Here is a 20,237-nt window from a genome sequence, read left to right as displayed (position 1 = left end):
GCCGAAGCTAAGCGGAATAACCAATCCAACCATCGACGGATCGATATTGGAAAGGAAGGGGTGGATTATACCCATCTGAGTGGCATAACGCTTTAATATGTAGGGCTATCCGTACAGGAAACACCAAGGAAATCGCTTATGCCCAGCAAAAAGTCAGAAACTCAAAAACCCGGTCTTGAGGTCCAAATTGACCCGGATTTGCGCTATGAGCAGGCTGTTAAGGAGCTTGAAAAGCTGATTTCGGACATGGAGTCAGGTAAGTTTTCCTTGGAGGAGACTTTATTGGCCTATCAACGCGGAGCTGCACTACTAAAGCACTGCCAAGGCGTGCTGGCCCAAGTTGAACAACAAGTGCGTGTTTTTGAGGCTGAATGAGCCCGGATTATCAATTTCAGGATTGGGTGCAATCGCACTCTGCGCGAACTGAGGCGGCATTAGACAGCCTGCTGGATTCTGCGCAAACAACGCCTAGTCGTTTGCATGAAGCAATGCGTTATGCAGCGCAGGGGGGTGGTAAGCGTATTCGACCCTTATTAGTTTACGCAGCAGGTTCGCTTGGGAATGCTCAAGCAGAAGTATTGGATGCTGCAGCAGCAGCCATTGAATGTATCCATGCCTATTCATTGGTGCATGATGATTTGCCTTGCATGGACGATGATGATTTACGTCGTGGTCGTCCTACTGTGCACAAAGCTTTTGATGAAGCAACAGCACTACTCGTTGGCGACGCATTGCAGACACGTGCTTTTGAGATTCTTGCTCAAGCACCCTGCGATGCTGGTACCCGCTTACGCATGATTACTGCGCTAGCAGCTGCATCGGGTTCACGTGGTATGGCTGGCGGTCAAGCCATCGACTTAGAAAGCGTTGGTAAAAAACTCGATCTTGCTGGCTTAAAGCAGATGCATGCATTAAAGACCGGCGCGCTTCTCTTTTGTGCTGTGGAGTTGGGTGGAATTGCAGCCCATCTTAATCAGGCCCAAATGATTCAATTACAAAACTATTCAGCAGCGCTAGGTTTAGCCTTTCAGATTGTTGATGATGTCTTAGATGCAACTGCGGATAGTCAAACCTTAGGTAAAACAGCAGGTAAAGACGCTGCTAACGCAAAGCCCACCTATGTGACCTTGATGGGTTTAGACTATGCACAGAAGCAAGCACAGGAGCTGCAGGTCGCTGCGCTTGCGAGCTTAGATCATTTTGGCAATCAGGCACAGGCCTTAAAAGATTTAGCTCTACTGGTGGTCAATAGAGGCAAATGAGCGAAATCAAAATAGATGAAATACCCCGAATGACTTTAGATTCCATTAACTCTCCGCAAGACTTAAAAAAACTCAGCCGCGAAGAGCTACCAGCTCTGGCTGATGAGTTGCGCCAGTTTGTGTTGGATTCTGTATCGAAGACTGGTGGGCACCTTTCTTCCAATCTGGGCACAGTAGAGTTATCGATTGCATTACATTATGTTTTTGACACGCCAGACGATCGCATTGTGTGGGATGTTGGTCATCAAAGTTATCCACACAAAATTCTGACTGGTCGTCGGGAACGCATGAATACCCTGCGTCAGTTCAAAGGCTTATCAGGATTTCCACATCGTGCTGAAAGCGAGTTTGATGCATTTGGTACTGGCCATTCATCGACTAGTATCTCTGCCGCCATGGGAATGGCTAGGGCCTTCCAAACCAAAGGTGAACGGCATGTGGCCGTTGCGGTCATTGGCGATAGCGCGATGACTGGTGGCATGGCATTTGAGGCAATGAACAACGCAGGTGTCTACGATGATTTACCGCTCGTTGTGATTCTCAATGACAACGATATGTCGATCTCGCCAGCCGTGGGCGCGCTGAATCGTCACTTAGCCAGATTGCTCAGTGGCAATATTTACTCCGCAACGAAAAAGGGTATCGATAGCGTGCTCTCGATTGCTCCACCTCTTCGAGAATTTGCAAAACGTCTTGAAGATCATGCCAAAGGCATGGTTTCACCATCAACGATCTTCCAAGAGTTTGGGTTTAATTATTTTGGTCCAATCGATGGTCATGATTTAGATGCTTTGGTGCCCATGTTGCAAAACGTGCGGCGTTTAGCGCTGGAGGGCCGTGGCCCACAGTTCTTGCATGTTGTGACCAAAAAAGGCCAGGGGTATGAGTTGGCAGAAGCGGATCCCGTCTTGTATCACGGACCAAGCAAATTTAACCCTGAAGAAGGCGTGAAAAAAGCTGCCGTCACCAAGAAAACCTTTACGCAAGTATTTGGTGAGTGGTTATGCGATATGGCTCATGCCGATCCATTGCTTGTCGGAATTACACCAGCCATGCGCGAAGGCTCTGGCTTGGTAGAGTTTGAGCAGAAGTTTCCAAAACGTTACTACGACGTTGGCATTGCTGAGCAGCATGCAGTCACCTTTGCTGCGGGTATGGCTTGCGAAGGCATGAAGCCAGTCGTAGCAATCTATTCCACCTTCTTGCAGCGTGCTTACGATCAACTCATTCATGATGTGGCATTGCAAGATCTACCAGTATTGTTTGCTTTAGACCGCGCTGGTCTCGTAGGCGCTGATGGTGCAACCCATGCTGGCGCGTATGACATTCCTTTCTTGCGCTGTATTCCAAATATGTTGGTGATGACGCCTGCGGATGAGGCAGAGTGCCGAGATTTATTGACGACTGCATTTCATCAACCACACCCCAGCGCGGTTCGTTACCCAAGGGGTGCTGGAATCGGTGCTATTCCTTCTAAAGAGTTGCGCACCCTGCCACTGGGTAAAGGCGAGATTCGACGTAAATCAACTGCATCTGCAGGACAGCGCGTTGCCATCTTGGCGTTTGGTACTTTGTTGTATCCCGCATTAGAAGTTGCAGAGAGTATTGACGCAAGTGTTGCCAATATGCGTTTTGTCAAACCACTAGATGTTGATCTGATTAAAGTTTTAGCGGCTGATCACGATTATTTTGTGACGATTGAAGACGGGGCGATTGCAGGCGGTGCCGGTAGTGCGTGCCTTGAAGCTTTATCGAATCTCGGTATTAACAAACCCCTTTTGCAATTAGGTCTTCCCGATCAATTTATTGAGCATGGCGATTACGCCTTGCTCATGAGCAAGTGTGGCTTGGATGCAGAGGGCATTCGTAATGCTATTGGGCGTCGTTTTCCTGCAATAGCAGCATTAAATTCGGTGGTTTCAGGCAAATAAGCCCGTTTTGCTTGAAAATAGAGCCATGAATGACATGAATCCCGCATTTTTAAAAGCCAGCGCCATGCCGGATGTGCAATCCACCTTGGATGAGCGTGCCTTGCCAATCGAGCAAGTAGGTATTCGCGGTGTACGTCATCCCCTAACCATTCGGAGTGCAACAGGGAACTTTCCCTCAGTAGGTACTTTTGAGATGGATGTGGCATTACCAGCTCATGTCAAAGGTACACACATGTCGCGTTTTATGGCCTTGCTACAAAAGCAAGACCATGCTGTTGATAGCACTACCGTTGTAGCACTTGTAAAAGAAATGTTGCCTTTGCTCGACGCTAAAGAAGGTCATGTGCAATTTACTTATACGCACTTCGTAAAAAAAGCTGCCCCAGTATCTGGTGTTGAAAGCTTGATGGATTATGAAGTGACTTGGATGGCTACTGCCAAACAAAATACAGCTGGTAGTACCGATGTTGAATTGGGTTTACGTGCACAAGTACCAGTGATGAGTTTATGTCCTTGCTCTAAAGAGATCTCTGAGTTTGGCGCTCACAACCAACGTTCACATGTCACGATGACGGTAGTCCTAGATTCACAAACCAAAATGACGGTTGAAGATTTGGTTGCTGCTGCAGAAAGCGAAGCATCTAGTGAGTTGTGGGGTTTACTCAAGCGCCCTGATGAGAAGTGGGTAACGGAGCACTCTTATAGCAATCCTAAGTTTGTCGAAGACTTGGTGCGCGATGTAGCTGGCAAGCTGAAGGCTGATGAGCGAATTCGTTCTTTTGTGGTTGAGGCTGAAAACTTTGAGTCTATTCATAACCACAGCGCTTTTGCGCGCATTAGTCACCAGAAGTAAACCCTTTTTTCTCCTCATTACTTGAGGTTATTGCTCTCCAAATCCCAGCGGGGTTTGATATCAAAGGCTCCAGAAGTTGTGGAGCCATTATTTTTGGCAAGCATCCGTAATGCTCCAGCAAAAGCAATCATCACGCCATTGTCAGTGCATAACTCGAGTGGGGGATAGTGCACTTCGAAGTGATTCTTGAGCGCTTTGTCATTGAGAGCGTTACGCAATTGCAAGTTTGCGCCTACGCCACCCGCAAGTACTAAATGTTTACAAGTAGTTTGCTTGAGTGCTTTTTCAGATTTACTCACTAAGACTGCAACGATGGCATCCACAAAACTTCGTGCCAGATCTGCATGAAATTGTGCGACTTCAATTGCATCTACTGTTTTTTGCTGTTCAAACTTTTTCACTTGATTGAGAACAGCAGTTTTTAATCCAGAGAAGGAAAAATCTAAATCACCAGAGTGCAGCATCGGTTTAGGTAAGTCAAATATTCCGACGCGCCCCTTTTCTGCTAATTTAGAAATCGCAGCGCCACCGGGGTAATCAAGACCTAATAGCTTGGCAGTCTTATCAAATGCTTCGCCTGCGGCATCGTCTAAGGTTTCGCCCAAGAGTTCATATTGGCCTATGCAAGAGACTTTCATCAGCTGGGTATGACCCCCAGAAACCAAAAGGGCAATAAAAGGAAATTGGGGGGCGGTTTGTCCTAAAAGCGGGGAAAGTAGATGTCCCTCGAGGTGATGAACCCCAATCGAGGGCAAATTAAGGCCTTGAGCCAGGGATTTGGCAAAGGCGCTGCCGACGAGGAGGGCGCCAGCCAATCCAGGCCCCTGAGTGAAGGCCACAGCATCAATATCTGTCAATTTGAGGCCAGATTTGGCCAAAGATTCATCCAAAAGGGGCAAAACACGGCGAATGTGGTCACGGGAGGCGAGCTCAGGTACGACACCCCCATAATCCCGGTGCATGGCGATTTGAGAGTGCAAACCTTGGCCCAGAATGCCCTTAAAGGCAGGTTTTCCCTCTTCCCAGGGGGTCGTGTTGTATAAAGCCACCCCGGTCTCGTCACAAGAAGTTTCTATGCCTAAAACAATCATTTTTTCGCTTGGTCGTGCTAGAATCGCAATTCAGTTAATTTTTTCGATATCTATCGAGCATATACGAGTTAAATAAGTATGACTACAGTCCGCCTCCGCGAAAACGAACCATTTGAAGTGGCATTGCGCCGTTTCAAGCGCACCATTGAAAAAAATGGTCTTTTGACAGACTTGCGTGCCCGCGAGTTTTACGAGAAGCCAACGGCTGAGCGTAAGCGTAAAAAGGCTGCCGCTGCTAAACGCCATTACAAGCGTATTCGCAGCCAAATGTTGCCTAAGAAGCTTTACTAATAGAATTTAAAGCTCTCCTCACCGAGAAGCTTTGAAACCCGCTGACGGTGAAACGCAGCGGGTTTTTGCTTTTTAATTGCCTGGTACATTCAACATTAGGAACAATGCAATGAGTCTGAAAGATCAAATTACCGAAGATATGAAAAATGCAATGCGTGCTAAAGAGACAGCACGTCTAGGCACCATTCGCCTATTGTTGGCTGCAATCAAGCAGCGTGAGGTGGATGATCGCATTGTGCTTGATGATGCAGCGATTATTGCCACTATTGAAAAAATGATTAAGCAACGCAAAGACTCTATTTCTCAGTTTGAAAAAGCAGGGCGTGATGATTTGGTGGCGATTGAAGCTGCTGAGATGGTAATTTTGCAAGATTACATGCCCGCTCAAATGTCTGATGCTGAGGTAGAGGCAGCAGTGGCTGCAGCGGTTGCGACTACTGGCGCAGCAGGCCCTCAAGATATGGGTAAGGTGATTGGTGTTCTCAAGGCTCAATTGGCTGGTAAGGCTGATATGGGTAAGGTTTCTGGCCTGGTAAAAGCTGCGCTCGCAAAATAAGAGAACTCATCGCATACTCCTAGCCTTATGGCGCTCATTCCACAATCCTTCATTGCCGATCTTTTAAATCGGGTTGACATCGTTGATGTGGTTGGGCAACACGTAAAGTTAAAAAAGGCAGGCGCAAACTATCAAGGTTTGTGTCCCTTTCATTCAGAGAAGTCTCCATCTTTTTCCGTATCACCCACTAAGCAGTTCTATCACTGCTTTGGTTGTGGCGCACATGGCTCAGCTATCAGTTTCATGATGGAGTATTCAGGCCTCGGTTATGTCGATGCGATTGAAGATCTTGCGAGATCTGCGGGTTTAGATGTGCCACGCGAAGAGCGCACCGCTAATGATGTGGCAAGACAGCAGCAGGCAATGGCCCTAAGTGAGGTGATGAGTTCAGCAGCAGATTGGTATCGTCAGCAACTGAAGGGCAGTACTCGTGCAGTTGAATACTTAAAAGGCCGCGGTCTTACTGGCGAAATCGCTAAACGCTATGGACTCGGTTATGCACCAGATGGTTGGCAAGGTCTTGAGGCGGTATTTGGTCCATACACCAACGATGAGGTCGCTAAGACCTTGGTGGAAGGTGGCCTAGTGATTCAGGGGGAGCAGTCTGAAGGCGCTTCTGCAGATAAACACCCGGTAAAACGCTACGATCGTTTCCGTGATCGAGTGATGTTCCCAATTCGCAATCCCAAGGGTCAAACGATAGGCTTTGGCGGCCGTATTCTCGATCAGGGTGAACCTAAGTATTTAAATTCTCCAGAGACACCACTATTCTCAAAGGGCAACACGCTTTATGGCTTGTTTGAAGCCAGACAAGCGATTCGTTCGCAAGAATATGTTCTAGTGTGTGAAGGCTATATGGATGTTGTCGCCTTGGCGCAATTGGGTTTTCCAAATGCAGTGGCCACGCTTGGCACGGCATGTACTGCAAATCATGTGCGGATGCTTTTACGTCAAACCGATAAAGTCGTGTTTTCCTTTGATGGCGACTCAGCAGGTCAGCGCGCCGCTCAGCGCGCCTTAGAAGCTTGCTTGCCACTCATGTCAGACGATAAAGAAATTCGCTTCTTATTTTTACCAACTGAACATGACCCAGATAGTTATGTTCGTGCTTACGGTGCACCCGCTTTTGAAAAAGTCATTAAAGAAGCTATGTCACTTTCAAGCTTCTTCTTTAAGGTAGTCAGTGAGGATCATGAGTTAACGACTCCAGAGGGCCGAGCCCATACCCATCATGCGGCCAAGCCTCTATTACTCTCAATGCCACCAATTGCGTTGCGTACTCAGATCCTGCGTGAACTGGCGATTCGCACCAATACTACGCCTGCAGAACTTGAGGCTTTTTGTGGCTTAACTGTAGCCCCTGCGCCAGCGCCAAGCACTTACTCAAGTAATGCGGGAAGACCACAAAATAGTTTTGTAAATTCAGGCAATCGCGCGCAAGGTGCACCATGGCAAGCATCTAAAGGTTCTGCCAAAAGAGTTGCCACACAAAATATTGAGCCACCAAAAGCCCCAATGGATTTGGCTGAGCAAATGTTGCGTGTCTTAATTCAATTCCCGCATTTGGGAAAAGCACTTGATGCTAATCAGCGGGCTCTTGCATTGAAAGCGGCTGAACAACGATCAAGCAAAGCACTAGACCTCATGCAAGATTTATTAGTGCAATGTGATCTTGTGGAGTTGGTCCAGGGTGAGAACGGCAAACCTGCGATTGTTGGTGCAGGTGCATTTGCCATGTTTCAAGATCAACTTTCAAGAAGCGCCTTAGCCCCACTTTATGAAGTGCTCAGAAAGCGGGTGATGGACTCAGATCTGGATCTAGAGGGCGCAACTGCAGATCTAGAGGGCGCCTTTAAAAAGCTAGAGCTTTCTCAGCTCAAACAAGAAATGACGGAAATTGCCCAAAAGATCGCTGGGAGCGCTGCCAATGAGCAAGATCGAGCGAGATATCGGGAATTGGGTGAAAAGCTGAAATTCTCCTAAGAATTTACTGAAGCATCCCTAGAAATTCTCTGAAATTACCCCATATTTAATACTATTAGGGGCTAAAAAAAGTCGGAATCGACTATAATCCTCTGTTCCCAAGAAAAAAATGAATTAATTCAGCCACTTGCGCTTTATTTTGATGAAATTTGGGGTAAGTGAGTTACGGGGCTGTACTTAATCAGTCGATATCTATAACAGTAATGTGAGTAAGTGCTAATCAATGCCTAATACCAAGACCAAAAAACCAGTTAAACCAGCAACAAAGGCGCCAGCTAAGCCAGCTGCCAAAACAGTTGCTAAGCCAGCCGCTAAATCTACCAGTAAGCCAGTAGCTAAAAAAGTTGCGGCTAAGCCAGTAGCAAAAACCAAGGTCATTGCTAAGCCAGCAAAAGCCCCAGTTAAAACTACAAAAGCACCTGCTAAGCCAGTAGCTAAAAAGGTGGTAGCTAAGCCAGTGGCAAAAACCAAGGCCATTGCTAAGCCAGCAAAAGCCCCAGTTAAAACTGCAAAAGCACCTGCTAAGCCAGTAGCCAAAAAAGTTGCGGCTAAGCCAGTAGCAAAAACTAAAGTGCTTGCCAGGACTGTAAAGGCAGCCAAGCCAGTTGCTAAAGTTCCTACTAAGGCTCCTGCTAAAGCGCCGGCTAAGTTGCCAGCTAAAGTTGCTGTAAAAACAGTTGCAGCTAAGGTGCCTGCAAAACCGGTCAAGGTTGAGCCAGTTAAAAAAGCAAAAGCAGCAGCTCCCGTAAAAGTTGAAGAAGTTAAAGGTAAGAAATCCAAGACTGTTGAAGCTGAAGTTCCAGCAGTCGAAGAAGAGAAAAAGACGCGCGGTCGTAAGGCTAAGGTCGATGCTCCAGTTGAGGGTGCTGAACCGGTTTTAACGGACCGTCAAAAAGCACGTGAGCGTAAAGCCAAAGAGAAAGCGCTCTTAAAAGAATTTGCTGCACAACAGCTCGGCACTGAAGAGCAACAAGAGCTCCGTCGTGCTCGCCTCAAAACATTGATCAAGATGGGTATGTCCAAGGGTTATCTAACCCATGGCGAGATGAATGACGTGATGTCTGATGAGTTATCTGATGCAGATGCATTAGAAACTTTGATCAGCTTATTGAATGACATCGGTATTACTGTTTATGAGCAAGCGCCTGATGCAGAAACATTAATTCTGTCAGATAACACAGCAGCTGCAGCTTCTGAAGAAGAGGCCGAAGAAGAAGCTGAAGCCGCACTCTCTACAGTAGATTCAGAATTTGGCCGCACTACCGATCCAGTCCGTATGTATATGCGTGAGATGGGTACCGTGGATCTTTTGACTCGCGAAGGCGAGATTGTGATTGCCAAGAAGATTGAGGCTGGTCTCAAAGACATGGTGATGGCACTGGCTGCTTGTCCAGTCACAATCGCAGAAATTCTTGCTAACGTCGACAAGATTGCTAGCGGCGAGATGGAGATCGACCAGTTTGTAGATGGCTTAGTTGATCCAAACGCAGAAGATATCAAGTTGGGACCTGAAGAGCCAGAGATCGACCCTGATGCAGAAGAGGGTGATGAGGGTGAAGAGGATGAAGGCGGCGGTGGCGGCGGTGCTGCTACAGCTAACGCTAAACAGCTCGAGGAACTCAAGCAAATCTCTTTAGAAAAGTTTGCGATTGTTCGCACGCAAGCTGACAAGATGCGTCGTGCCTTTGATAAGGATGGCTATAACTGCCCTGCTTATATCAAAGCACAAGATGCTATCCGTGGAGAGCTCCTAGGCTTCCGCCTTACTGCGAAGAGTGTTGAGAAGTTATGTGACACCATGCGCTCACAGGTTGACCAAGTGTGGAAGCTTGAGCGCGGCATCGTGAGCTTGTTAGTAGATAAAGTAGGCGTTAATCGTGGAGAAGTACTCAAAGACTTCCCTAAGATGTCTATGGATCTGACCTGGACTGAGAAGTTACTCAAAGATAACAAGCCTTACAGCGCACTCTTGCAACGTAACGTTCCTGCAATTCAAGAACTGCAGCAGAAGTTGATTGATATTCAAAAGAATGTAGTGATTCCGCTTCCTGAGTTGAAAGAAGTCAACAAGCAAATGATCGCTGGCGAGAAGCGTGCCCGTGAAGCGAAGCGTGAGATGACCGTAGCTAACTTACGTTTGGTGATCTCCATTGCTAAGAAATACACCAATCGTGGCTTGCAGTTCTTGGATTTGATTCAAGAGGGCAATATTGGTTTGATGAAGGCGGTAGATAAGTTTGAATACCGTCGTGGCTATAAGTTCTCTACCTACGCAACTTGGTGGATTCGTCAGGCAATTACCCGCTCTATTGCTGACCAAGCCCGTACGATCCGTATTCCTGTTCATATGATCGAGACGATCAATAAGATGAACCGCATCAGCCGTCAAATCTTGCAAGAAACTGGTCATGAGCCAGATGCTGCAACCTTGGCTCTGAAGATGGAGATTCCTGAAGACAAGATTCGTAAGATCATGAAGATTGCTAAAGAGCCAATCTCTATGGAGACACCAATTGGTGACGATGAAGACTCTCATTTGGGCGACTTCATTGAAGATGGCAACACCTTGGCTCCAGCAGAAGCAGCTTTGCATGAATCTATGCGTGATGTCGTCAAAGACGTGCTGGACTCATTAACACCACGTGAGGCAAAAGTATTGCGCATGCGCTTTGGTGTAGAGATGAGCACTGACCATACTCTCGAAGAAGTAGGTAAGCAGTTTGATGTTACTCGTGAGCGTATTCGTCAGATTGAGGCGAAGGCTCTCAGAAAAATGCGTCACCCAAGCCGTAGCGACAAACTCAAGACCTTCCTCGAAGAGGATTGATTGAAGGATTAACGGGCCTATAGCTCAGTTGGTTAGAGCAGAGGACTCATAATCCTTTGGTCCCAGGTTCAAGTCCTGGTGGGCCCACCAATGAAATCAACGACTTAGGGAGAAATTCCTAAGTCGTTTTTCTTTCTGTGCAACAAGGTGTGTAAGCAATCTCCACACATCTTCCGCTGCAACCCCAATAGATATATAGGTCTGCCATTAGAGCAACGAACTAATTGTTGCCCATGATTTGTAAGTGCTCAAGGACTGCTATCGGCTATTAATTGACATTTGAAAGCCGTGGGTTGCAACACTCTGTAGTGTAAAAAGAAGCCATAGACTCGGGTAATGACTTGAGTCCAGCTAATACAACTGCTTTTGAGATGGTTCAAGCTACCAAATTGATCTCTAAACAGCTCGGCCTGTTGGAGTAGTTTCAAGTAAAAATACACAGCCGAAGACTCAACCTTATTGTGTTCGACCTGGCCTCTTCATGACATCAGGAACTACTTTGAATAGATGCGCAGCACAATGTCTTTAATTATAGTCTTGTGAGCCTGGGTGCCGGCAATGGGATTTTCTTCCAAAAAAGGGGTGATTATTGCGGTTAGAGATGTTCGGTTAAGGAACGGCCACTCTTCTTCAGAAATATCGCGTATGGTTCCGGTAGTGTTGCGCTGAATACAGGCTCTAACGTACGGATACAAAACCTTAGAATAGGAGGAGTAGAACTCTGGTTTGCTTGCATTTTGATAGTACAAGGACAGAGTCTCTTTTTTAGCTGCTATTGGCTTTTGATTCCACTCAGCAAATGTTTGGTCAATCATTTTGTCAGCAGCCATATCTAGGGTCACTTCAGGCCCTAGACCTTCTAGCAATGTAATTAATGAATTTAGTCTTCGGCGAACTTTTCGTATTAACAAACTTGCAAAGATACTATCAACAGAAGGGAAGTGGTGATATATCGCTCCAACTGAGACAAAAGCCTTTTTGGCTATCGACTGGACGTCGATCTTTTTCGATGGAGTCTGGACCATTAAATCCTCAACTGCATCAAGTATTTTCTCGACGCGTACCTGGCTGCGATCTTGCTTGGATTCGTTAGTAAGGTAGTAATCAGAATTGCTCATAAATTTTAGATCTGAATGGATTTAAGTAATTCTATCGGCAAATTACAAAACATTCAGAAATTAATACCGAATGAATTCGATATATAGGTTGATAAGCCTTTACTTATATGGGTTTTTAGTAAATTCATTACCGAATAAAAATACGCTAATTTTGACCAAAAGTGTGAGTAACATCCTTACATAGAAACAGTTTGACCGGAGCGAGAATTGAAAAAAATTATCGTAGGTTTAGCAGCAATGGACATTTTTGGGCATGTAAATGCTCAAACAAAGGATGAGATTTGCAAAAACCTAGCTCAAAAGATTCAATACAGTCAATCGAACTTGCAAACAAGTTTGGCCAGAGCATCCGCGTGGCCTGTTCCATATATTGATGGTGGTAAAGCGGCTGATCTGGCAGCGGTTGATCGAATGGAGCAGTCGCAGAGAGGTACCCAAATGCAGTTAACTCAAATGTATATGCAGTACTGCCGGTAACAAAAAATGAACATCAAAATAAGTAAAGAATCTGATACTAATCCTAATGCAGACTCCAATGTCAATGCTGAGGCAAAGATAGATTCTGGTCTTTGGGCCATTCTTTCGATGGCTGCATTGCATGGCATCTCGGCTGATGCCTCCAAAATCACGCATGATTTTGGCGCCAAGCTGACAAATCAGCAAATACTGTTGGCTGCTCGTGATCTCGGTATGACTGCGAAGCTTGTTAAGCAGGATGTTAGCCGGATGAATAAAGCCCCTTTGCCAGCTGTTGCCATTAATAAAGAGGGTGAATATTTCATCGTTGCAAAGCTCATTGAAGAAAAGCTGCTGATTCAGCATCCAGGGCAGGCGCCGTTACTAATCACTTTGGATGAATTCTTTTCTCTGTGGACTGGTGAATTCATATTTTTTACGAGCAAGGCTAGCTTTGCTGGGGCGATGGCGCGCTTTGATTTCACTTGGTTTATCCCGGCGATAGTGAAGTATCGGAAATTATTAGGCGAAATTCTCATCATTTCACTTGCATTACAGCTCGTTGCCCTGATTACTCCAATGTTTTTCCAGGTCGTGATGGATAAGGTTTTGGTCAACCATGCAATGAAAACACTCAATGTCATTGCTATAGGCTTAATTTGTTCCATGGTATTTGAGGCTGCTCTCAATGGCATTCGAACCTGGGTCTTTGCGCATACCAGCTCTAAGATCGATGTGGAATTGGGTGCCAGACTGTTTCGTCATCTCCTGAACCTACCCATTGCTTATTTTCAATCGCGTAGGGTTGGCGACTCTGTCGCTCGTATTCGAGAATTAGAAAACATACGCTCGTTTTTAACTGGCAATGCCATGACTGTAGTTTTGGATATTCTCTTTTCGTTTATCTTTCTGGCAGTCATGTTCTGGTACAGCCCTTTACTGACCCTAATAGTCCTAATATCCATTCCCCTGTATGTGGTTATTTCACTTTTCTGTACTCCAATCATTCGTGATCGATTAAATGAGAAATTTAACAAAGGGGCAGAAAACCAATCTTTTTTAGTAGAAACCATCAGCGGCATTGATACGGTGAAGTCAATGGCAGTTGAGCCACGATGGGTTCAAAAATGGGATCAGCAATTGGCGGGGTATGTCACTGCAGGTTTATCGGTAACCAATGTGTCAACTGTTGCAAGTGGCACTGTCGGCCTTATTAGCAAGGTCGTTACCGCGCTCATTATGTGGATTGGTGCAGGTCTTGTCATTGATAACAAATTAACCGTGGGTGAGTTAATCGCATTTAATATGCTTGCCACCCAGGTTTCTAGTCCAATCTTGCGATTGGCTCAGCTATGGAATGACTTTCAGCAGGTGGGCATCTCTATGAGCCGCTTGGGAGATATTCTTAATACGCATACGGAGATAGATGGTCAGAAAACTCGCCTTTCTCGCCTACAAGGAGCTATTAGTTTTGAAGGCGTTTCTTTCCGTTATCGGGCGGATGGAGTAGAAGTTCTCAGGAATGTGAATTTATCAGTATCCCCGGGGGAAGTCATTGGCATTGTTGGCCGCTCTGGTTCGGGTAAAAGTACCCTCACAAAATTGGCGCAGCGTTTATATGTCCCTGATCGAGGAAAAGTCTTGGTGGATGGCCAAAATATTGCCATCATAGATACGGCCTCATTGCGTCAGCAGATCGGTGTTGTTCTTCAAGAAAATACTCTGTTTAATCGTTCCGTTAGAGACAATATTGCCTTAAGTAATCCTAGCCTACCTTTTGAGGCTATCGTAGCCGCTGCGACGTTAGCAGGTGCACACGAGTTTATCTGTGAGCTCCCCGAAGGATATGACACCATGATTGGTGAGCATGGCACAGGTTTATCTGGTGGGCAGCGGCAACGTATTGCGATTGCTCGGGCCCTAATCACCAATCCTCGCATCTTGATTTTTGATGAGGCAACCAGTGCGCTTGACTATGAATCCGAAAAAATCATTCAAGACAATATGCGGTCTATTTGTCAGGATCGAACAGTTCTTATCATCGCACATCGTTTATCAGCTGTGCGAGATGCAAATCGCATCATCGTGATGGATAAAGGGCAAATTGTTGAAATTGGTACCCATCAAGAGTTGCTGGATAACCATGAAGGCATCTACCATCATTTGCATCATCTGCAAGATGGGGGCAAATCATGAGTTTGCACCATCGTGTAGAAGCAATAAAAGAATTACTTGATCGTTATCAAGCGGCCTTTCATTTTTGGTGGGAGCGTCGTAAGCAATTAGATCTTCCGGAGCTTAAGGCGCATGAGGCAGAGTTTTTGCCTGCCGCCCTATCCTTGCAAGCTACCCCTGTCTCACCAGCGGGGCGTTGGGTAGCCCGCATTCTGATTGCTTTTGTTTTGTTGATTCTATTGTGGTCAATTTTTGGAAAGGTTGACATTATCGTCAATGGTCAAGGAAAGATCATTGCTGGGGGTTATACAAAAACCATTGCCTCAGTTGAGACAGCAAAAGTAGTGGGACTCTTTGTTGAAGAGGGGCAGCATGTTAAAGCGGGTGATCTTCTGATTGAGTTAGATGCCCGAGGTGCAGATAGTGATCGCAATAAGGCAGAAGGCGATCGTCAATTAGCGTTATTGCAAATGGAGCGCTCCAAAGCACTACTGAGCGCTATTCAAACAAATACTCCTCCAACGTTGGGGCCGATTCAGGGGGTAGATGAGGCACACTATCAAAGTGCCCTTAGTCATATGAACGATCAGTGGGGCGAATATTCTGCCAAGCGTGCTCGGATTGCATCTCAAGTAAAGCGATATAGCGCCGCACTTCCTTTAGCTACCAGACGTGCAAATAATTATGCTGAGCTAGCCAAGGATCACGATGTCTCTGAGCATGCTTATTTAGAAAAAGAGCAAGCGCGTATTGAGATATTGGGGCAACTAGATGATGCTAAAACACAATTAGCTTCACTTACCTCAGAGACGCGCAAAACTCTGCAAGAGGAACTTTATCAAGCAACTCGTATTTGGTCTGGTGCAGCACAAGATGTCAATAAGGCAGCAGCGCATAGTGAGCAGTTACGAATTGTGGCGCCTGTCAATGGCACCATTCAGCAATTAGCAGTTCACACCATTGGCGGCGTAGTACCGGCCGCACAAACCATTATGGTCCTGGTGCCAGATAGCCAGACCGTTGAATTGGAAGCCTATATTGAAAATAAAGATATTGGCTTCTTGCGAGATGGCCAACAAGCACAAGTCAAAATTGATGCCTACGAGTACACCAAATATGGCACAGTTCCAGCAATAGTGACCCATGTATCGAGAGATGCCATCGATTTTTCAAGCAATGGTTCTGGTTCGATTGCCAACAAAGATTCGCAAACCAATAAGGATGGCGCTAAAGGATTGCTGTATGCCGTTAAGGTAAATATTGATAAGCCAAGCTTATTGGTAGATGGTAAGGAAATGCCGCTAACCCCAGGCATGACAGCGAATGTAGAGATTAAAACGGGTGAGCGTCGCATCATTGAGTATGTTCTCTCTCCCTTAATTACCCATGGCCGGGAGAGCTTGCATGAACGCTAAGCTATTCGTCTTGCCATGCCTTTTGGTTTTAAGTGTTGCGCAAGCTTCGCAGGATACCGGTTTTCCTGATATTTGGGCCGACCCTTTGGGAGCTGCGCCTCCAGTGTTGGCAAGGGGGCCATTTTTACCTGATCAATCCACCATTGTTTGTCCTGCACCCGTAGATTTAAATCACCCCCTTGCTTTGAGTGAAGTGATTGATTTAGGTTTATGCAATAACCCGCAAATTAAGCAAGCTTGGGCAAATATTAAAATTCAGGCAGGGGTTGTTGGGGAGTCACGCGCAGCTTATTTACCAACCCTGAATGCTTCTATTAACCCTCAGCAGACCCAAGTAAATTATCCACAGGCTACTTATGCCAACACGATTACCAATGGACAAAGTACCTATGCAAATTTAAATTGGCGCTTGTTTGACTTCGGCGGAAGAGAGGCGAATCGCACATCAGCCAATTTATTGCTTAGGTCGGCGCTAGCTGCTCATGATGCCAGTATTCAAAAGGCGATGTCGACCATCATTGGCAATTATTTTGATGCCTTAACTGCACAGGCCACGGTTAAAAGTAAGGAGTTGTCTGTGCGGTATGCGCAGGCAGCCTTAGATGCGACCATTCGTCGTGAGAATAAAGGGGTATCTGCCAAGAGCGACACTCTACAAGCTGAAACAGCGTTGGCAAAGGCGCAGCTCGCAAGCAATCGGGCGCAAGGTGAATATCGCAAGACTCTGGCGAGCTTGATCTTTGCTATGGGTTTAAGTGCGCAAACTAAATTAACATTACAGGATCCTCAAGAGCAAACTCAAAAGCAAACTCAAAAAGATTTAGAGGAATGGTTACAGGCTGCCCAAAAAGAACATCCAGCAATTAAAGCAGCAAAAGCAAAGTGGGGATCAGCTCAAGAAAAAATTGCTACAGCACGCTCGGAAGGTCTGCCAACGATTGATTTTTCAGGTAACTTTTACAAAAACGGTTATCCCAATCAGGGTTTACAGCCTGTTAATTCCAATACCACGTCAGTCGGATTCGTTATTAACATCCCCTTATTTGAGGGTTTTAGTAGGACTTATAAAATTCGTGGCGCTCAAGCTCAGGCCGAGAAAGCTGAGGCCGAGATGGAGGAGGTCGAACATCAAATTCTGCTGGAGATTGTGAAGTCTTACGCAGATACGAGTGCATCGATTGTCAATTTGGACGCCTCTGAAAAGTTATTACAGTCTGCCAACTCTGCTGTTCAATCCTCGGTTAAGCGATACAACCTTGGAGCGGCTGATATTTTGGAGCTGCTCTCCACACAAACTGCCTTAGCAGAAGCCCAGCAAGAAAAAATTCGCTGCATCTCTGAATGGCGCTCATCACGTTTAAGGCTATTGGCTAGTGCTGGGCTACTAGGAAAGGGCGGTGTGCAATGAAACCCTCCTCATGACTTCTTCCACAAAAAGGCTTTAGTTAACTTTGTAAATATTATCTAAGGAGCATCAAATGGCTACAACAACTGCAACATACTCATCAACGGCTGTCTATACCGCTGGTATGACAGTAACGTTAAATGGAATTACGTATCAAGCAAATTATTGGGTTAGTGGTACAGACCCAGCACTAAATAGTGGCACCTCTAGTTCTGGTCAGCCTTGGACCATCATTGCTGGTGGCCCTACTAATCCTGCTTATTCAGCAACCGCTGTCTATACCGCTGGCCAAACAGTAACCCTAAACGGCGTCATCTATAAGGCTAATTATTGGGTTCAAGGAAAAGATCCCTCTAAAAATAACGGAGTGGCAAATACTGGTCAGCCTTGGACTGTTGTGTCAGGGGCTACAACTACTCCACCAGTGGTAACCCCACCGGTAGTAACTCCACCAGTGGTAACGCCACCCGTGGTGACTCCGCCTGTAGTAACGCCACCAGTAACTAGTACTACTGATCCTTTGGTTTACTCTGCGACAGCAATTTATACCGCTGGTCAATTGGTCACCTACAACGGCAATACCTATAAGGCAAATTGGTGGGTTAGTGGTGATGATCCTGCCACTCACAATGGTGGCTCCAGCTCTGGTCAGCCTTGGACGCTCGTTGGGCCTACAAAAATTACGGCTCCTAATGCGCCTATCAATTTAACGATGACTGGTGAAACAAATACCGCCGTTGGTTTATCGTGGGCAAGTGGTGGAGGTTTGCCAACAAGCTATATTGTTTTTCAGAATGGTGTGCAGGTAGCAACTACAAAAGATACAGCCATTGCAATCAATGGATTGAATCCGGGCACAACTTATAAGTTCTCGGTCGAAGCAGTGAATGCCCAAGGCGTATCCCCAAACACTACAAGTCTGACAACCACCACATTAACCGCTGCTCCAGCGGGGCCAGTATTTTCACCTTATGTTGATATGACGTTAAACCCCGGGGAAAATATTGTGCAAATGGCAGCCACTGCAGGTCTGAAAGCGCTGACAATGGCTTTTGTTCAAAGTAATGGCAAGGGCGGTGTTGGGTGGGCTGGAATAGATAGTATTGCCAATGACTCTTTTCCGAATGGCAATAGCGTGCTTGCCGATGTTAAAGGTCTTCAAGCTGCGTTAGTAAAGGTGACTATCTCATTCGGAGGAGCCGCTGGAATCGATCCTGCTTTGGTAGCTACTTCCGCCGCCCAACTGCAAGCCGAATACCAATCAGTGATTGATCGCTACGGTGTAAAGTCACTGGACTTTGATATTGAGGGCGCTGCAATCGATAACGTTGCTGCCAATAAATTGCGTGATCAAGCCCTGAAAGCATTAGAGGCTGCTAATCCTGGTTTGGAAGTGATCTACACCGTACCTGTATTACCTCAGGGCTTGGTAGATAATGGATTGAACTTACTAAAGCAGGCTAAGGCAGATGGGGTGCGTATCGATATCGTGAACATCATGACGATGGACTACGGAACAACGGTCGATAATGGTGGAAAAATGGGTCAAAATGCAATTGACGCAATTAAAGCCACCGAAACGCAGCTCAATAACTTAGGTATGCAATCTACTAAGATTGGTGCTACTGCGCTGATTGGTGTAAATGACATTGTGAGTGAGGTATTTACTCTTGCAGATGCGCAGCAATTGGCGAGCTATGCGGCGACTGATTCAAGAGTGGCTGAGCTCTCAATGTGGTCTCTAAATCGAGATAACGGTTCTGGTGCGGGGTCCCCGACATCTAACCCCACAAATAGCTCGGTTTCACAATCCCTATTTCAGTTTGCATCGATATTAGGCGGTCACAAGTAGAATTAAAGCCAGCAAATGAATGGCCCAAAGAGAAATCTTTGGGCCATTTTCTATCTGAACCACTACACAAAACGCTACACACCGATAATCAGGCGCTATAACCTCTTGAAATCCTAGAGGTTTTCTTTGGATATCTGCTCTCATAATCCTTTGGTCCCAGGTTCAAGTCCTGGTGGGCCCACCAGCAATGTCAACGACTTAGGGAGAAATTCCTAAGTCGTTTTTCTTTACATGATTAATTGAGTGAATACTTCTTGCAACGATTTTGGTTTATTCTGCGCAGAATGACCCTAGAAAAATTATGAACATCAATTCCGACTACAGTAAGAGAGTTGTCATGAATCATCATGACTTACCTTGGGTTCCTAGTCCTGAGTCAGGCATTGAGAGACGAATGCTAGATCGACTTGGCGATGAAGTGGCAAAAGCAACTTCAATAGTGCGTTATCAGCCTGGATCTCAATTTAAATCCCATACCCATGAATTCGGTGAGGAAATTTTGGTTTTGGATGGAGTTTTTAGCGACGAGACCGGTAGCTATCCTGCTGGGACTTACATCATGAATCCTCCAGGTTCTTCGCATGCCCCTTTTAGTAATCCAGGCTGCACACTATTTGTAAAACTCAGACATCTTGGATCGGATCAAGTTGTGCGGGAGATTGTTGACACTAATACTGCGCCTTGGTACCAGGGCATGGTTTCAGGCCTTACGGTCATGCCCTTGATGCAACAGGGAGGTGGGTCAAGCTTAGTTCGTTGGGCACCGCAAACCTATTTCAACCCGCATAAGCATTATGGGGGCGAGGAAATCTTTGTAGTGGATGGTGTATTTGAGGATGAGCACGGACGTTATCCGGCTGGATCATGGATTAGAAGTCCCCACATGAGTTTGCACCAACCCTTTAGCAAAGAAGGCTGTACTATTTTTGTGAAGACAGGGCATTTAATAGATTAAAAATGGAGAAAGGGGCGCTTAGCTTGTTATCTATCACAACATATATTCCATGGTGATCTCAGGTAAT

16 protein-coding genes and 1 tRNA gene are annotated in these 20,237 nt (G+C 46.0%); 15 read left to right on the top strand and 2 right to left on the bottom strand.

Annotation, left to right across the window (positions count from 1 at the left end):
* The first annotated feature begins 138 nt into the window (after positions 1–138).
* The 4 genes from xseB to folE2 are packed head-to-tail and all read left to right on the top strand — an operon-like array spanning position 139 to position 4,046.
* On the top strand, positions 139–375 hold the full coding sequence (gene xseB / locus IEN92_RS01730; protein ID WP_215373804.1) for an exodeoxyribonuclease VII small subunit: 237 nt from the start codon (positions 139–141) through the stop codon (positions 373–375).
* Complete coding sequence (locus IEN92_RS01725; RefSeq protein WP_216160009.1) at positions 372–1,262, top strand: polyprenyl synthetase family protein; 891 nt, start codon at positions 372–374, stop codon at positions 1,260–1,262. The genes xseB and IEN92_RS01725 overlap by 4 nt, the downstream gene beginning before the upstream one ends.
* A gap of 29 nt (positions 1,263–1,291) precedes the next feature.
* Positions 1,292–3,193 carry a 1-deoxy-D-xylulose-5-phosphate synthase gene (dxs, locus tag IEN92_RS01720; protein ID WP_216160006.1) on the top strand — a complete coding sequence of 634 codons (1,902 nt, stop codon included), beginning with the start codon at positions 1,292–1,294 and terminating at the stop codon, positions 3,191–3,193.
* Between the two features lie 25 nt (positions 3,194–3,218).
* A complete protein-coding gene (folE2, locus tag IEN92_RS01715; protein ID WP_216160003.1) occupies positions 3,219–4,046 on the top strand; it encodes a GTP cyclohydrolase FolE2 in 828 nt (275 codons plus the stop codon).
* 17 nt (positions 4,047–4,063) lie between these two features.
* Here the strand turns inward: folE2 and tsaD are convergent, their stop codons facing one another.
* A complete protein-coding gene (gene tsaD, locus IEN92_RS01710; RefSeq protein ID WP_216160001.1) occupies positions 4,064–5,137 on the bottom strand; it encodes a tRNA (adenosine(37)-N6)-threonylcarbamoyltransferase complex transferase subunit TsaD in 1,074 nt (357 codons plus the stop codon).
* A 78-nt stretch (positions 5,138–5,215) separates the two neighbouring features.
* Between tsaD and rpsU the strand changes: the two genes are divergently transcribed.
* From rpsU to IEN92_RS01685, 5 genes are all read left to right on the top strand, one after another.
* A complete protein-coding gene (gene rpsU, locus IEN92_RS01705; RefSeq protein ID WP_011903537.1) occupies positions 5,216–5,428 on the top strand; it encodes a 30S ribosomal protein S21 in 213 nt (70 codons plus the stop codon).
* Positions 5,429–5,537: 109 nt separating this feature from the next.
* A complete protein-coding gene (locus IEN92_RS01700) occupies positions 5,538–5,984 on the top strand; it encodes a GatB/YqeY domain-containing protein (protein WP_215373795.1) in 447 nt (148 codons plus the stop codon).
* Positions 5,985–6,011: 27 nt separating this feature from the next.
* Entirely contained in the window at positions 6,012–7,967 is a 1,956-nt protein-coding gene (gene dnaG, locus IEN92_RS01695; RefSeq protein WP_216159998.1) for a DNA primase, read from the top strand.
* A gap of 223 nt (positions 7,968–8,190) precedes the next feature.
* Positions 8,191–10,794: an RNA polymerase sigma factor RpoD gene (gene rpoD / locus IEN92_RS01690; RefSeq protein WP_216159995.1), complete on the top strand. Its 2,604-nt coding sequence runs from the start codon at positions 8,191–8,193 to the stop codon at positions 10,792–10,794.
* 13 nt (positions 10,795–10,807) lie between these two features.
* Positions 10,808–10,884 (top strand) — tRNA-Ile (locus tag IEN92_RS01685).
* A gap of 404 nt (positions 10,885–11,288) precedes the next feature.
* On the opposite strand, the gene IEN92_RS01680 is transcribed toward IEN92_RS01685, so the two are convergent.
* On the bottom strand, positions 11,289–11,912 hold the full coding sequence (locus IEN92_RS01680; RefSeq protein WP_215383292.1) for a TetR/AcrR family transcriptional regulator: 624 nt from the start codon (positions 11,910–11,912) through the stop codon (positions 11,289–11,291).
* Positions 11,913–12,119: 207 nt separating this feature from the next.
* Between IEN92_RS01680 and IEN92_RS01675 the strand changes: the two genes are divergently transcribed.
* The 6 genes from IEN92_RS01675 to IEN92_RS01650 all read left to right on the top strand — a co-directional run bounded on the left by IEN92_RS01675 (position 12,120) and on the right by IEN92_RS01650 (position 20,170).
* A complete protein-coding gene (locus tag IEN92_RS01675; RefSeq protein ID WP_216159993.1) occupies positions 12,120–12,389 on the top strand; it encodes a hypothetical protein in 270 nt (89 codons plus the stop codon).
* A 6-nt stretch (positions 12,390–12,395) separates the two neighbouring features.
* Positions 12,396–14,564 (top strand): type I secretion system permease/ATPase, encoded by a 2,169-nt coding sequence (locus tag IEN92_RS01670; protein WP_216159990.1) that lies wholly within the window; start codon positions 12,396–12,398, stop codon positions 14,562–14,564.
* Positions 14,561–15,958, top strand: coding sequence for an HlyD family type I secretion periplasmic adaptor subunit (locus IEN92_RS01665; RefSeq protein WP_215279205.1), 1,398 nt, complete (start codon positions 14,561–14,563; stop codon positions 15,956–15,958). Before IEN92_RS01670 ends, IEN92_RS01665 begins: the two co-directional genes overlap by 4 nt.
* Positions 15,948–17,366 (top strand): TolC family protein, encoded by a 1,419-nt coding sequence (locus IEN92_RS01660; protein WP_216159987.1) that lies wholly within the window; start codon positions 15,948–15,950, stop codon positions 17,364–17,366. The genes IEN92_RS01665 and IEN92_RS01660 overlap by 11 nt, the downstream gene beginning before the upstream one ends.
* 70 nt (positions 17,367–17,436) lie before the next feature.
* Positions 17,437–19,215: a carbohydrate-binding protein gene (locus tag IEN92_RS01655; RefSeq protein ID WP_216159985.1), complete on the top strand. Its 1,779-nt coding sequence runs from the start codon at positions 17,437–17,439 to the stop codon at positions 19,213–19,215.
* A 301-nt stretch (positions 19,216–19,516) separates the two neighbouring features.
* Positions 19,517–20,170 carry a cupin domain-containing protein gene (locus IEN92_RS01650; protein WP_216159982.1) on the top strand — a complete coding sequence of 218 codons (654 nt, stop codon included), beginning with the start codon at positions 19,517–19,519 and terminating at the stop codon, positions 20,168–20,170.
* The last annotated feature ends 67 nt before the right edge of the window (positions 20,171–20,237 follow it).

Source organism: Polynucleobacter sp. MWH-Creno-3A4, from assembly GCF_018881885.1.
Classification (GTDB): Bacteria; Pseudomonadota; Gammaproteobacteria; order Burkholderiales; family Burkholderiaceae; genus Polynucleobacter.
The sequence above is the reverse complement of the archived record's forward strand: the minus strand, read 5'-3'. Positions and strand labels throughout refer to the sequence as shown.